Source organism: Streptomyces sp. NPDC093149 (genome assembly GCF_044754145.1).
Classification (GTDB): Bacteria; Actinomycetota; Actinomycetes; order Streptomycetales; family Streptomycetaceae; genus Streptomyces.
Genome location: NZ_JBIVON010000002.1, coordinates 242,991 through 256,466, shown reverse-complemented (window position 1 = coordinate 256,466; position 13,476 = coordinate 242,991). Strand labels below are relative to the sequence as shown.

The 13,476-nt window shown below is 70.2% G+C and carries 12 protein-coding genes and 2 tRNA genes; 7 read left to right on the top strand and 7 right to left on the bottom strand.

Features of this window, described 5'->3' with window-relative positions; all coding sequences use genetic code 11:
- Positions 1 to 6: 6 nt before the first annotated feature.
- From ehuC to ACIQCZ_RS07705, 6 genes are all read left to right on the top strand, one after another.
- Positions 7 to 747, top strand: a complete 741-nt coding sequence (gene ehuC / locus ACIQCZ_RS07730; RefSeq protein WP_402280543.1) for an ectoine/hydroxyectoine ABC transporter permease subunit EhuC — start codon at positions 7 to 9, stop codon at positions 745 to 747.
- A complete protein-coding gene (ehuD, locus tag ACIQCZ_RS07725) occupies positions 744 to 1,385 on the top strand; it encodes an ectoine/hydroxyectoine ABC transporter permease subunit EhuD (RefSeq protein WP_402280542.1) in 642 nt (213 codons plus the stop codon). The genes ehuC and ehuD overlap by 4 nt, the downstream gene beginning before the upstream one ends.
- Positions 1,375 to 2,226 (top strand): ectoine/hydroxyectoine ABC transporter ATP-binding protein EhuA, encoded by an 852-nt coding sequence (gene ehuA / locus ACIQCZ_RS07720; protein WP_402280540.1) that lies wholly within the window; start codon positions 1,375 to 1,377, stop codon positions 2,224 to 2,226. Before ehuD ends, ehuA begins: the two co-directional genes overlap by 11 nt.
- Positions 2,227 to 2,393: 167 nt before the next feature.
- Complete coding sequence (locus ACIQCZ_RS07715; RefSeq protein ID WP_402280538.1) at positions 2,394 to 3,152, top strand: IclR family transcriptional regulator; 759 nt, start codon at positions 2,394 to 2,396, stop codon at positions 3,150 to 3,152.
- A 189-nt stretch (positions 3,153 to 3,341) separates the two neighbouring features.
- Positions 3,342 to 3,415 (top strand) — tRNA-Lys (locus ACIQCZ_RS07710).
- Positions 3,416 to 3,546: 131 nt separating this feature from the next.
- Positions 3,547 to 5,064 carry an MFS transporter gene (locus tag ACIQCZ_RS07705; protein ID WP_402280536.1) on the top strand — a complete coding sequence of 506 codons (1,518 nt, stop codon included), beginning with the start codon at positions 3,547 to 3,549 and terminating at the stop codon, positions 5,062 to 5,064.
- Between the two features lie 166 nt (positions 5,065 to 5,230).
- Here the strand turns inward: ACIQCZ_RS07705 and ACIQCZ_RS07700 are convergent, their stop codons facing one another.
- From ACIQCZ_RS07700 to ACIQCZ_RS07690, 3 genes are all read right to left on the bottom strand, one after another.
- Entirely contained in the window at positions 5,231 to 5,821 is a 591-nt protein-coding gene (locus ACIQCZ_RS07700) for a lytic polysaccharide monooxygenase (RefSeq protein ID WP_402280534.1), read from the bottom strand.
- A 157-nt stretch (positions 5,822 to 5,978) separates the two neighbouring features.
- The gene (locus tag ACIQCZ_RS07695) at positions 5,979 to 7,742 is read right to left on the bottom strand and encodes an SPFH domain-containing protein (RefSeq protein ID WP_402280532.1); all 1,764 of its coding nucleotides are present in this window, start codon (positions 7,740 to 7,742) and stop codon (positions 5,979 to 5,981) included.
- A gap of 32 nt (positions 7,743 to 7,774) precedes the next feature.
- Positions 7,775 to 9,154 carry a peptidoglycan-binding protein gene (locus tag ACIQCZ_RS07690; RefSeq protein ID WP_402280530.1) on the bottom strand — a complete coding sequence of 460 codons (1,380 nt, stop codon included), beginning with the start codon at positions 9,152 to 9,154 and terminating at the stop codon, positions 7,775 to 7,777.
- Positions 9,155 to 9,338: 184 nt separating this feature from the next.
- Here ACIQCZ_RS07690 and ACIQCZ_RS07685 point away from each other — a divergent pair.
- Positions 9,339 to 9,412: transfer RNA gene (locus ACIQCZ_RS07685), tRNA-Lys, on the top strand.
- A gap of 563 nt (positions 9,413 to 9,975) precedes the next feature.
- Here ACIQCZ_RS07685 and ACIQCZ_RS07680 read toward each other — a convergent pair.
- The 4 genes from ACIQCZ_RS07680 to ACIQCZ_RS07665 form a co-directional block, all read right to left on the bottom strand.
- Positions 9,976 to 10,659: a class F sortase gene (locus ACIQCZ_RS07680; RefSeq protein ID WP_402280529.1), complete on the bottom strand. Its 684-nt coding sequence runs from the start codon at positions 10,657 to 10,659 to the stop codon at positions 9,976 to 9,978.
- Between the two features lies 1 nt (position 10,660).
- A complete protein-coding gene (locus tag ACIQCZ_RS07675) occupies positions 10,661 to 11,230 on the bottom strand; it encodes a hypothetical protein (RefSeq protein ID WP_402280527.1) in 570 nt (189 codons plus the stop codon).
- A gap of 126 nt (positions 11,231 to 11,356) precedes the next feature.
- Positions 11,357 to 12,145: an HAD-IIA family hydrolase gene (locus tag ACIQCZ_RS07670; RefSeq protein WP_402280525.1), complete on the bottom strand. Its 789-nt coding sequence runs from the start codon at positions 12,143 to 12,145 to the stop codon at positions 11,357 to 11,359.
- A 250-nt stretch (positions 12,146 to 12,395) separates the two neighbouring features.
- The gene (locus ACIQCZ_RS07665) at positions 12,396 to 13,457 is read right to left on the bottom strand and encodes a 2-aminoethylphosphonate ABC transporter substrate-binding protein (RefSeq protein WP_402280524.1); all 1,062 of its coding nucleotides are present in this window, start codon (positions 13,455 to 13,457) and stop codon (positions 12,396 to 12,398) included.
- Positions 13,458 to 13,476: the final 19 nt, after the last annotated feature.

Genomic DNA, 13,476 nt, shown 5'->3' with positions numbered 1-13,476 from the left:
CACCGCATGAGTGATTTCTTCTCCGCCTTCTTCGACGATCTGCCGCAGTTGCGCTCGGGGTTGTGGGTGACTCTCGAAGCCACCGTCCTGGGCGCGCTGGCCGCCCTGTTCCTGTCGTTCGTCCTCGGTCTGATGTCGGTCGGCCGGCTGCCGGTGCTGCGCGGTGTGTCCCGCGTGGTCGTGGAGTTCTTCCGCGGCACCTCGCTCTACATCCAGCTGTTCTGGCTCTACTACGCGATGCCGACGCTGACCGGGTACGAACTGACGCCGCTGCTCTGCGGTGTCGTCGCCTTCGGTCTCAACTACGGCGCGTACGGGGCCGAGGTGGTGCGGGGGGCGATCAACTCCGTACCGCGTGCCCAGTACGAGGCGGCCGTCGCGCTGAACATGACGCCGTTGCACCGGATGCGGAAGGTGATCCTTCCGCAGGCCTGGGTGCAGATGATCCCGTCCTTCACCAATCTGCTGATCCAGTTGCTCAAGTGCACCCCGCTGCTGTGGCTGATCTCCGCGGCCGACCTGATGACCGTGGTCCAGCAGTTGCGCGACCGCACCGGTGAGACGCTCACCGCGTACCTGACCCTGCTGGTCGTCTACTTCGTCCTGGCCTACGCGCTGACCCTGCTCATGAACCTGCTGGAGCGGAACGCCAAGCGCCGGCTCGGCCTGGCGACCGGTGCGGGCTCGCTGCTGCGCAGCCGCAGCGCCGCGGAAGCCGTCGCGTCGGCGACCGGGGGTGCCCGGTGAACGGATTCGACTGGAACGCCGCCGGGGACGCCCTGCCCCTGCTCCTGCGAGGTTTCGAGGTCACACTGCTCGCGACCGTGCTCGGCACGCTCGTCGCCGCCGTTCTCGGGCTCGCCGTCGCGGTCGCCGGACGGGCCGCGAGCCGGTTCGTGACGGTACCGGTTCGGGTCGTGATGGAGTTCATCCGGTCCACCCCGCTGCTCGTCCAACTCGTCGGCGCGGCAGCCCTGTTCACCTCGGTGGAACCGCTGGTGACCGGCATCGTGGTGCTGGGTGTCCACTACGCCGCGTACACCTCCGAGGTGTACCGCGCGGGAATCGACGGCGTGCCGAAGGGCCAGTGGGAGGCCTGCCGGGCGCTCTCGCTCGGCCCCCGGCGGACCTGGCAGGCCGTGATCCTGCCGCAGGCGGTGCGCAATGTGCTGCCCGCCCTCGGCAACTACGCGATCGCGATGTTCAAGGAGACCCCGTTCCTCGCCGTGATCACGGTGCAGGAAATGGTCTTCGAGGCGCGGAAGTACGGCGCCGACCACTTCGCGTACACCGAGGCATTCACGCTCGCCGGGCTGGTCTTCCTGGTCGCGAGCTACCCCACCTCACTGCTGATGAGAAAGCTGGAGAAGCGCCTTGGCCACTGAACCCCTCCCTCCGCACAAGACGGCGGCCCCGGTCCCGAAGGACGCCGCACCGGCCTCCGCCGCGCCGGGGACCGGCCATCCGCTGGTCCGCTTCGACCACGTCGTGAAGCGGTACGGGGACCATGTCGTCCTCGACGGCCTGGACTTCTCGGTGCGGCGCGGCGAGCACGTCACCCTGATCGGGCCCAGCGGCTCGGGAAAGACCACCATCCTGCGGCTGTTGATGACGCTGGAGAAGGTCAGCGACGGTGTCATCCGGGTGGACGGCACCCCGCTGTCCCACATCGAGGCGCCCGACGGGTCGCTGAGGCCGGCGACCGAGAAGCATCTGCGCGAGGTCCGGAAGAAGATCGGCATGGTCTTCCAGCAGTTCAACCTCTTCCCGAACATGAAGGTGCTGCAGAACATCACCGAGGCCCCGGTCAGCGTGCTGGGCATGGACCGCGACGAGGCGGAGGCGCGCGCCCGCGAACTGCTCGATCTGGTCGGGCTCTCGAAGAAGATCGACGCACACCCCTCCCAGCTCTCCGGCGGACAGCAGCAGCGGGTGGCGATCGCCCGCGCACTGGCGATGCGGCCGGAGATCCTGCTGCTGGACGAGGTGACGTCCGCGCTCGACCCGGAGCTGGTGGCCGGCGTGCTGGAGCTGCTGAGCGACATCGCGAGGAACACCGACATCACCATGCTCTGTGTGACCCACGAGATGAACTTCGCCCGGGACGTCTCGGAGACGGTACTGATGTTCGATGCCGGACGCGTGGTCGAGTCGGGTCCACCGGAAAAAATCTTCACCGATCCTGCACACGGACGTACGCGCGAGTTCCTGGCCGCACTGCTGTGACCTCGCCATTCGTCCCGCGTCATTGACTCTGGCATATGCCGGACGGATGCGCCCCAGCTCCTGGAGCCGGAGGGCACACCGCGACATCACCAACACCCGCCCCGGAAGGGGCCCTTGGCGGCTATCGTGAGGGCAGAGTTTGCGGTCACAACCTGGTGGGGGAAACCGTGACGTTGAAGCCCGAACCGACCGCACCGTTCCATTCGGTGCAGTACGCCCTTCGTGTTCTCGAAACGGTCTCCAAGCACGGCAACGGTGTGACGGACACCCAGATCTCCCGGGAGACGGGGCTGCCCCTCGGGCACCTCACCCCCCTGCTGCTGATGCTGCGCCGCGAAGGGTACGTCGAGCAGATCACCGACGGCGCCTATGTCATCGGCTCCTCGCTGCTGCTCCTGGGTTCCGGCGCGGCCCGTAGACAGGCACTGGAGACCAAGCTCCAGGGGATGCTGGCACAGCTGCGCGATTCGGTCGGCGCGGCGGTCTACATCAGCCGGTACGTCGACGGCGAGATCCGCGTCACGCAGTACGCCGACGGTCCCCTCACCCCCGCCGTGAACGAGTGGGTGGACTTCCGCTCCTCCGCGCACGCGTCCGCGGTCGGCAAGTGCCTGCTCGCCCAGCTCGACCAGAACGGCCGCCGCGACCATCTCTCGCGCCACAAGACGGCCCGGCTCACCTCGCGGACGATCACCAACGAGAAGGTCCTCTTCTCCAAGCTGGACAGCCAGCCGGCCACGGTCCCGGTGCTCGACATCCAGGAGTACGCGGTCGGCACGGTGTGCGCGGCCGTGCCGCTCACGGCCGGCTCGTCGGCGGGATGCCTGGCACTGTCGCTGCCGATCGAGGACGCGCATCGCCTGCGCGCGGCGGCGGACACGCTCAACCGTCGGGCGGCGCCCGTGCTCCTGTCGCTGGCGCTCTGACACCGCGCGGGGCATCCCGGGGCGGCCTCACCCCCAGCGGGGGAGAGGCTCAATGCCGCTCCGGCCGACTCGACCTTCCCGGATCGAACCGTTTCAGACCGTCTCATCCGGTTTCGCCCGGTTCTGGCCCCGTTCATTCCCGGTGTCATCAGCACCCCTCGGGAGCAGGTATTATTTTCCTGTCAGCAGGCGCCGCTAGCTCAGTTGGTTAGAGCAGCTGACTCTTAATCAGCGGGTCCGGGGTTCGAGTCCCTGGCGGCGCACAGACAACGCACTGGGCGGTTCACGTACACACGTGAACCGCCCAGTGCGTTTTTTGCTGCCCAACGTAATGAACGATCGTCTTACACAGTCGTACTAGACATGCGTATTACACGCCCGTATATTCCCAGGCATGACGAACGCTACGAGCACCACCGCCGCACGCGGCGACCTCGCCGGTCGCCGGGAATGGACCGCCTTCGTGGTCCTCCTGCTCCCCCTCCTCCTCGTCTCGATGGACGTCTCCGTCCTCTTCTTCGCGATCCCGTCCATCGACCGGGACCTCGCGCCCAGCGCCACTCAGCAGCTCTGGATCTTCGATGTGTACGCCTTCGCCCTGGCCGGCCTGCTCATCACGATGGGCTCGCTCGGCGACCGGATCGGCCGCCGCAGGCTGCTGCTCCTCGGCGCGTTCGCGTTCAGTGCCGCGTCCGTCGTCGCCGCGTACTCCACCAGTCCCGAGATGCTGATCGCGGCCCGCGCCGTGCTCGGGATCGGCGGTGCGACGCTGATGCCGTCGACGATGGGGCTCGTGCGGAGCATGTTCCGCGACGAGCGGCAGCGGGGCCGGGCCATCGGCATCTGGTCGGGTGCCATGGCCGGCGGGATCGCGCTCGGCTCGGTGCTCAGCGGTGTCATGCTGGAGCACTTCTGGTGGGGCTCGGTCTTTCTGATCAATGTGCCGGCGATGGTGCTGCTGCTGGTCCTGGTGCCGGTGCTGGTTCCGGAGTCCAAGGACCCGAACCCCGGCCGGTTCGACTTCCTGAGCGTGCCGCTGTCGATGGGCGCCGTGCTGCCCGTCGTCTACGGGGTCAAGGAGAGCGCCGCCCACGGGTTCGACGTGCCGCGCGCGCTGCTCATCGCGGCCGGGCTCCTCGTCGGACTGCTCTTCGTCCGCCGTCAGCGCGGTCGCGGCGACGCGATGATCAGCCGGGAGCTGTTCCGGGACCGCGGCTTCGCGGCGGGCATCGGGCTGAACGCACTGGCCACGTTCGCCATGATGGGCTCCTCGTTCTTCACCACGCAGTATCTGCAGTCGGTGCTCGGCATGGGCACGATGGAGGCCGCGCTGTGGAGCCTGGCCCCGTCCTTGGCGGTGGGAGCCGCGGCCCCGACGGCCACGGCGATCGCGCAGCGGACCGACCGCACGCGTGTCATCTGCGCCGGTTTCGTGATCGCCGCCGCCGGTTTCTCCGTCCTCGCCCTGACCGGTACGGACTCGCTGTGGCTGCTGCTGGGCGGTTGCGCCGTGATGAGCTGCGGCATCGTCACCGTGATGGCGCTCGTCTCGGATCTGGCGCTGTCCACCGCCCCGCCCGCGAGGGCCAGTTCGGCGGCCTCGCTGCTGGAGACCGGCCAGGAGTTCGGCGGCGCGATGGGCATGGCCCTGCTGGGTGCGGTGGCCACGGCCGTCTACACCGCGCAGATGCCGGGCTCGGCACCGGAGGCCGCCCGCAAGACGCTGCCAGGTGCGGTGGCCACGGGAGACGAATCGCTGATCTCCGTCGGGCGGGAGGCGTTCGTGCACAGCATGCAGTACGCCTCGGTGACGGGGGCCGCCCTGCTGCTGGTGGGAGCGGTGCTGGCCATGACGCTGCTGCGGCGGCGCACCGCCCCGGCGAGCCGGGACGAACTGGCCCTGACGAGTTAGGGGCTCTCATGCGAATCGGGTGGATCGGGTGAGTCGGCCCGGATCGAGGCGCGGCGCCCGGGCAGCCGGTGCCTCACCGGTCCCGGTCAGTGGCAGCCCCCGGGGGGGGCGGAGCGGGGCGGGCCCGGTTGGGACCGCCCCGCTCCGCACAGCCGTTGGCTAAGCGTCAGAACTGCACATCGGAACAGGCGTAGAACGCGTTGGCCGTGTCGGCGATGGTCCAGACGCTCAGGATGATGTGCTTCCCGGTCTTCTGGGTGGGGATGGTGCCCTGCTGGGTCAGGGTCGCCGGGGGCTGCTTGCCGCCGTACGGCACCGTCATGAAGGGCTGCGGCTCCAGGTCGGCCCTGGTGAGCGGCTTGGTGGGGTCCCAGCCGTTCTTGGTGATGTAGTAGCGGAAGTCCGTCGTGGCGTGGCGTGCGGTGAACTGCCAGCGGAAGCTGAAGCCCTGCCCGGCCGTGACAGCGGTGGCCGGCCAGTTGCCACCGCGCGGGTCGTCGAGCTGGGCGAACTCGGAGTGACCGCCGGAGCAGATCTTGCCGTCGGCCGGACCCGCCGCCGGGAAGCCCTTGGGGCCCTCGACGCTCTGCGGCTCCCACTGGATGTTGCCGCAGTTTGTCACCGTGCCGTTGGCACAGAGCTTCTGGCGGCTGATGGGGTTGTCGGTGTAGCCGTGACTGCCGGCGCTGCTCGTCGCGAACATCGAGACGGCCGCCACCGCCAGGCCGACTACGGCCGCGCTTGCCCGTTTACGCATTGCTGTCGCTCCTCAAGAACGTGGGGGAGGTTCCATGAGCCCTGCTGCGCGCGTGTTGCGGTCTAGACCAAGCCTTAGATTATTGACGGGGCATGAACATGTCCAGACCAATGGGAGTTGGATTCCGCTTCGCCTCCCGAGCGCCCCCACGAGTCCCTCAGGCCCCCTCCCCGCTGCTGCGTCCGGTGTAGAAAGCCACCGTCAAGTCCTTGACCAGCGACTTCCGTTCATAGTCGTCCAGCTCCACGATCCCCCTCGCGGTGAGCCGGTTGACAGTGTCGTCCACCGCGTCGACCACCGAAGTCAGCACGCTGTCACGGTGCTTGGCGTCGATGGCGGCGATCCTGCGCCGCTGCATGGCCGCGGCGACCTCGGGCGCGTACTCGATGCCGGTCGGCTGCGCCGAGTACACCTCGATGCCCACGGGTTCGCAGTCGGCCTTGAGCATCCGGGTCAGCGCGTCACCGACCGCCTCCGCGTCGCGCAGCGTGTGCGCGTCCTCGTGGAACGCGTCGGCGGGCAGTTGCGAAAGGACCCGGGCCATCGCCGCCTCGACCTGCTCGCGCAGATACGCCTCGTGGTCGGCGACCCCTAGCGTCGCCCGTGCGGTGTCCCTGATCCGCCACACGACGAGGACGACGACGCGCAGCGCCGTACCGTTGGCGTCCACCGAGGGGAGCGGTTCGCTGCGCCAGTGCCGCAGGCGTACGTCGACCCGGCGGCGCAGCAGCAGGGGGCTGATCCACATCAGTCCGGTCCGGCGCGCACTCCCCCGGTACTCGCCGAAGAGCGTCAGCACCCAGGCGTACCCGACCCGTCCGCGGCTCAGACCGCCGAGAGCAAAGAGCACCACCGTGACCAGCGCGGCGAGCGCCGCCCAGGCCCCGAGGCCGATTCCGTGGTACGGACGCGAGCCGATCCCGAGCCGGTCGGGCACGGCGGCGGGCAGCGCGCCGACCCACCAGAGGACGGCGAACCCCGCGGCGATCCCGGCCAGTCCGGCGAGCAGCGCGACCCAGCCGGGCAGCGCGGGCCCCGGCCGCTCGGCCAGCCGGGGGTCACCGACCGGTGCCGGCCTCGTCGACGGCCGCACCTGCGGTCCCCTCGGCGCGGGCGGTCGCCGCACCCGCACCGTCGGACCGCCGCCGTCGGCTCCCCCGGGCAGCACACCGGCGGGGAGCGCGGCGGCGTCGGCGTGTGCGGAATCCTCGCGGAAGAGCAGGTGCACGGGAATGGACGCGGTCCGCTCACCCGCGATGACGGCGTGGTGCCGCCCGGCGCCCCACGGGCTGCCGCCGGACCGCTCGGCCCCGTCGCCCCCGGAGACGGGAAGGGGGCCGAAGACGGTGTCGACTGCCGCCCGGTGCCGGGAGGAGGGGGACGGGAACGGCGTGTCGGAACCGGGCCCGGTGCGGTGCCCGGCCAAGGCCGGCACGGGCGCGGGGCCCGGCACCGAGTCCTCGACGGCCGCGCTGCCCGAAGCCGCGACCGGGACAGCTGCGGTGCCCATGGCCTTGGGAACGTGTGCGGTGCCCGCGGCCGGGAGCGGTGGGGTGCCCATGGCCGGAACGTGTGCGGTGCCCGCGGCCGGGACAGCTGCGGTACCCATGGCCGGGACCGACACGGCGGCCGAGGCCGCGCCGAGCGTCGCGGGGTCCACGGACTTCCTCGGCACCAGGTCCAGCACGAGGTCGACCACGGAGTCCGGCCCCGCGCCCGACCCCACGTCCGGGGCGGAACCCGGCCCCGGGCCCGCACCGGCCGCCCGGCCGGGAGCCGCCTCCGCCCCCGGAGCACCGTCCGGCCCCCCGCCCGCCCCCGGAACCGGAATCGCGCCCGGCCCCCCGTCGCCCCCCTGCTCCTCTTCCCGTCCCCTCCCGTTCTCCGGGGTTCCGGAGCTGTCCGACACCGTGGATCCCATTCCCGCCTCCGTCATGCATGTCCGCCGTCGTGTCACGCGAAGAGTCGCCGCCAGGTCTCCGGACCGGGGTAGCCGTCGGCCGCTCCGCCCCGCCAGCCCTGGGCCCGCTGGAAGGCCTCGACATTGCGCCGGTCCGCCTCGGTCCAGCGGGGTCCCGGTCCCGACCGGTAGTACGTGCCGTATCCCTTCTTCACCAACTGCTTGCCGAGCCTGTCGACATGGCTGTTGGACTGGCCGGGCCGAAAATGGCCGCGGCCCGGGAACGTCGAATCGGAGTTCGAACCCCCCTGGCCGTCTCCGCTTCCGGTGGGGACGTCACGACCGGTTCCGCCGATCAGCAACCGCCAGGTGCCGGGGCCGGGGATCCCGTCCGCCTCCTTGCCCTTCCAGCCCTGCGCCTTCTGGAAGGCCTGGGTCGCGAGCCGGTCGGCGTCGCCCCAGACGGGGCCGGGACCGACCTTGTAGAAACGTTTGCCGCCCCGCTCCACGAGCATCTTCCCGAGCCGGGTGACGTACTCGTTGCTCGCCCCGGGACCGAACTTCCCGGCGCCCGGGAACCCCGTCGACGACGACGGACCGCTGCCTGCGCTGCCGCTCCCGCTGCTGAGACCCTTGTACCGGTAGGCGACGTACTTGCCGGAGTTGGTCCAGTACGCCATGGGCGTCGTCTGTTTGCGGGTGTGCGGCTTCGTCTGCTCGTACGCCGTGTAGTGGGTGTGCGTGTAGTCGGTCCAGCCGCCGAAGATCGTGACGTGCGAGCCCTTCGCGGGGTTCGCCGGATTGTGGAAGAGCAGGATGTCGCCCGGCTGCAGATCCTTCCTCGCGATCCGCTGCCCGAACTTGGCGAGGCTGCCGGTCCACTCGTTGCCGGGCAGGTTCCAGGCCATCGACACATAGCCGGAGCAGTCCTGCCGGTATCCGTCGGACCAGTACTTGTTCATGCTGTACGGAACCTGCGCGGCCACCCACTTCTTCGCGCGGTTGATGATCGCGGCCCTGCTGGTCCTGGGCAGCGTGCTGCCCGTGGACGAGGGCGGGCCCGAGGCCCCCGCGCCCTTCAGCGGTCCGGGCCTGCCCTGCGGGCTGTCCGGATCCCCGTCGGCCAGGGCGAGCGGGTCGCCCTCGTCGGCCGGGTCCGCCGGAACCGTCGACGCCGTCGTCCCGTCCGTCCGGGCGGCTCCGGTCGACTCCACCGGCCGGCCGCCCGGCGCGCTCGCCGCCTCCGCCGCGCCGGTGCTCAGCACCACGCCGGCCGCGGTGACCAGCACCAGCGCACGGCGCGCGCCATGTGCGGCCGGATGACCTCCGTACCGCACGGGCAAGGCACCGGCGGCGGTTCGCCGTTGCGCGGCGCACCCCGCACAGATGCAGTCGATGGCGGGCACGTACTCCTCGAAAGCCGGCACAGTCATGCGATTCCCCTCCGCACTCGTCAAGATCTTTGGGCGCATCTGCACGGGCGTCAGTGTCTCAACTCTCCTGACATAATGCATTTTGACGGACAGAAGAGAAAAAACGACCATCCGACAGGCCGTGAGGGGCTGGAAATGGTCAGGAGCACGCCCCACCTTCGGGTAGAGTTCTCCAGGTCAGCAGGCGCCGCTAGCTCAGTTGGTTAGAGCAGCTGACTCTTAATCAGCGGGTCCGGGGTTCGAGTCCCTGGCGGCGCACGCAGAGTCAAGGCCCCCTCACTACGCGTGAGGGGGCCTTGTTCGTTTCCGAAGAAGGCCTCCGCATCGCCGCCTTCGCGAGCATCGCGCGACCGCCACACAGCCGACGCGCGCCCCGCGCACGGCCGGCCCGCCACGGACACGCGGTCACCGTCCCGTCACCCAGCGGCCCGAAACTCCTCCGCCACAGGAGGGCCCGCACCGCGCGGACCGAGCACGGCCCCCACAGCTCGGCGAGGGCCCGACCGCGTGGACGGATCCCCTCACCCGGCAGCCGCGCCGACCGCGGGGGCGTACGGGACGACCTCGATCAGTACCGGACGGGCTTCTTCCCGCCCCCCGAGGGCAAACTCCTCGACAGTCACCGAGTTGATCATCTTCTACCCGGCGTCCGCCCCGAACTGGATTCTCGCGGAACCGAGTTGTGCTCCGGTCCCGGGGACGGGTGCCTCGGGCGTGCGGATCGACCCGATGGCCGGGACGATGCCGTACGGCTCCCGTACTGTCCGCCGTGGTACGGAAGTTGGACACATCGACGGCGAATCCGTCCGCCGCCCACGGCCTCAGGCGCCGTCGCTCCCGCCGGACTTCCTTCCGGTCAGATAGGCCGACACAACCACATTCGCGTCGTAGGAGTGCGATGCCCGGTCGTAGGTGCCGCCGCAGGTGATCAGGCGGAGTTCCGCGCGGCCCCGCTTACGGGGGCCGTAGGCCTTGTCGGCGTTGAAGCGTTCACGGGTGAGGACCTGGACGTCGTCGACGGTGAATTCGGCGACGCTGCCGTCCGCGCGGGTCACCTCGACCTTGGCGCCGGGGCGGGCCGCGCTCAGTCCGTAGAAGACGGCCGGCTCGGTCTCGGTGTCGACGTGGCCGACGAAGAGGGCGGGGCCCTTCGCGCCGGGCTGGGTGCCGTCGCCGTACCAGCCGACGGTCCGGGGCGTGTCGAACGACGGTGGTTCGATCGCGCCGTCCCCGTCCAGGCCCCGGGCGATCACGGGCGCCTCGATGCCGAGCGACGGGATCTCGACCCGCTTCGGCACGGAGCCCTCGACCGGGTCGTGCGGCGGGGGCAGCGGGACGCCGAGCGGGCGTCCGACCGCGGCGATGTCGCCGGTGGTCGGGGCGGAACTGGCGCCGGAGCCGTCGGTGATGTCGCGGCCCCAGAGCCACAGGCCCATCAGCAGGACGGCCCAGGCCACTCCGGTGAGCAGTCGGCCGTGGTCCGAGGAGCGGTCCGGGGCGGACACGTCAGTCCTTGGCCGGACGGCGACGGCGCACGCTGCGGAACACGACGACGACGACCGCGACGGCGGCCAGGGCCAGGCCGATCACCGCGTGCACGAGGCCGGGGCCGCTCCGATGGGCACTCTGTTCGTTGAGCAGGGCGGTCCCGCCCCCTCCGGCGCGGACCGGGGCCAGCGGCGTGGGTCTGTTCCGGTCGGCGACCGTGACCTTGCCGGACATCGTGGTGCCTCGGCCGTCCGAGCAGACGACCCGGATGTCGTGGTCGCCCGGGGAGGCGTCCGAGCTGATCCGGGCCGCGGCAAAGAGGCCCCCGTCCGTGGCGGGCGAGAACCGTGTCCCGGAGGCGAAGGCATCGGATTCGCCCTTGGCCTCCTTGCCCTCGCAGCCGTCCAGCCGCAGGTCCACCCCGTCGCCCGGGGCGGCGGAGAGCGGGGTCACCGAGAGGCCGGCGCGACTGCCGGAGCCCGTCCCCGGGCCGGAACCGGTGCCGGAGTCGGCCAGCGCGGCGGAAGCCGGCACCAGGGTCGCCACGACCACCGCGACGGCACAGAACGTGAGGGGTATGGAACGCATCGTAAACCTCCTCAGGAAAGGTTCACGCCTGCGTCGGCATTCCGCATCCGCAGGAGCGGGGGGTACGGGGCGCGCGGGGACCGCCCCGGATCGCCCCCGCGCCTCTCCTGGCGGCGCCCGCCGGGCTCAGTCCGCGTCGATGAGGTCGACCAGGTCGGCGATGGAATCGACGACCCTGGACGGCCGGAAGGGGTACTTGTCGATGTCGGGGACGGCGGTGAGGCCGGTCAGGACCAGGAACGTCTGCATCCCGGCCTCCAGTCCGGCCAGCACGTCGGTGTCCATCCGGTCGCCGATCATGGCGCTGGACTCGGAGTGGGCCCCGATCGCGTTGAGCCCGGTGCGCATCATCAGCGGATTGGGCTTGCCCGCGAAGTACGGGGCCTTGCCGGTGGCCTTGGTGATGAGGGCGGCGACGGACCCGGTCGCGGGCAGCGGGCCCTCGGCGGACGGGCCGGTCTCGTCCGGGTTGGTGCAGATGAAGCGGGCGCCGCCGTTGATCAGCCGGATCGCCTTGGTGAGCGCCTCGAAGCTGTACGTACGGGTCTCGCCGAGGACCACGTAATCGGGGTCGTGGTCGGTGAGGACGTAGCCGATGTCGTGCAGAGCGGTGGTGAGCCCGGCCTCTCCGATGACGTACGCCGTGCCGCCGGGCCGCTGGTCGTCCAGGAACTGGGCGGTGGCCAGGGCGGAGGTCCAGATGTTCTCCACGGGCACGTCGAGACCCATGCGGTCGAGGCGGGCGTGCAGATCACGCGCGGTGTAGATCGAGTTGTTCGTGAGGACCAGGAAGGGCAACCCCGAGTCCCGCAGCCGCTTGATGAAGGCATCCGCCCCGGGGATCGGTGTCCCCTCGTGGATCAGGACTCCGTCCATGTCGGTGAGCCAGGATGAGATCGGCTTGCGCTCTGCCATGTGGGACTCCTGCCGTACGCCGTGTGCGGGGACGCCGGCGGCACCGCGTTGTGCAGCGCCGACGTCCCCGATTTTAGAGCGTCCGTTCGACCGGCAGGTAGTGCCGGAGCGCTCGGTGCGAGCCGGGGCCGGGACCACGGCCGTCCGGTTGGACCAGCCGGCGTGATCCGACCGGACGGCCCAGACCCGTTACCTTTTTGCGACGATGGACCGGGGCCCGGTTTCCCCGCGATGCGTCTCCGGGCCGCGGTCAGCTGCCGGTGGCCGACTTCCAGGCCCCGACGTACGTGTCCAGGTGGGTGCCGATGTCCGACCAGTCGGGCGCGAAGACCTCGACGCCGTCCATCAGCTTGGCGAGCGCGAGGGCGTTGGCGTCGGTGGCCTCGACGTCCTTGCGGGCGGAGAACCCTCCGCCGACCGCGCTGACGTCCTTCTGGGCCTGCTCGGAGAGCATGAAGTCGAGCAGCTTCTTGCCGTTGGCGCTGTGCGGGGCCTTGTCGACCAGGCCGGCCGCGTAGGGCAGGGCGAACGTGGTGGGCTTGCCGCCCTCCTTCGCGGGGAACCAGATGCCGAGGTTGGGCATGTCCTTGGACTGCGCGTAGTTCATCTGGACATCGCCGTTGGCGGCGAGCAGTTCGCCCTTGTCGACCTTGGGGGCGAGCTTGCCGGTGGAGGCGGACGGGCCGACGTTGTTGGCCTGGAGCTTCTTCAGGTACGCCATCGCCGGCTCCTTGCCGCCGAAGTCGTGCATGGCCTTGATGAGTACGGCCGTACCGTCACCGGCGACTCCGGGGGTGGAGTACTGGATCTTGTTCTTGAACCTGCCGTCGAGCAGCTCCTCCCAGGTGGTGGGTGCCGTCTTCAGCTCCTTCTTGTTGTAGATGAACCCGAAGTAGTTGTTGACGACCGAGGTCCACTTGGAGTCGGACGCCTTGTCGGCGCCGTCGACCTGGTCGGAACCGGCCGGCGCGTACGCCGCCAGCAGCCCCTTCCTGTCGGCCTGCTGGATGAACGGCGGCAGCGTGACCAGCACATCGGCCTGGGTGTTGGACTTCTCGCGGACGGCGCGCTGCACCATCTCGCCGGAGCCGCCCTCCACGTACTCGACCTTGATGCCGGTCTTCTTCTCGAAGTCCTTGAAGACCTTGTCGTACCAGCCGTCGCCGTTCTCGCCCTTGAGGCCGTCGGCGCTGTAGACGGTCACGACCTTCTCGTCGGAAGCGGCCGAGGAGCCGCCGCAGGCGGAGAGGGTGGCGGCGAGGGCGAGGCAGCCGGTGACGGCGGCTATGGGCTTGAGGTGGTTCTTGCGCATGGCAGTCGTATCTCCTGGA

What these genes read in the sequence shown, in the direction of transcription:
- ACIQCZ_RS07695 (WP_402280532.1), bottom strand. Translation starts at nt 7,742, where the DNA reads ATGGGATCCACGGTGTCGGACAGCTCCGGAACCCCGGAGAACGGGAGG.
- ACIQCZ_RS07705 (WP_402280536.1), top strand. Translation starts at nt 3,547, where the DNA reads ATGACGAACGCTACGAGCACCACCGCCGCACGCGGCGACCTCGCCGGT.
- ehuC (WP_402280543.1), top strand. Translation starts at nt 7, where the DNA reads ATGAGTGATTTCTTCTCCGCCTTCTTCGACGATCTGCCGCAGTTGCGC.
- ACIQCZ_RS07670 (WP_402280525.1), bottom strand. Translation starts at nt 12,145, where the DNA reads ATGGCAGAGCGCAAGCCGATCTCATCCTGGCTCACCGACATGGACGGA.
- ACIQCZ_RS07675 (WP_402280527.1), bottom strand. Translation starts at nt 11,230, where the DNA reads ATGCGTTCCATACCCCTCACGTTCTGTGCCGTCGCGGTGGTCGTGGCG.
- ACIQCZ_RS07665 (WP_402280524.1), bottom strand. Translation starts at nt 13,457, where the DNA reads ATGCGCAAGAACCACCTCAAGCCCATAGCCGCCGTCACCGGCTGCCTC.
- ACIQCZ_RS07700 (WP_402280534.1), bottom strand. Translation starts at nt 5,821, where the DNA reads ATGCGTAAACGGGCAAGCGCGGCCGTAGTCGGCCTGGCGGTGGCGGCC.
- ACIQCZ_RS07690 (WP_402280530.1), bottom strand. Translation starts at nt 9,154, where the DNA reads ATGACTGTGCCGGCTTTCGAGGAGTACGTGCCCGCCATCGACTGCATC.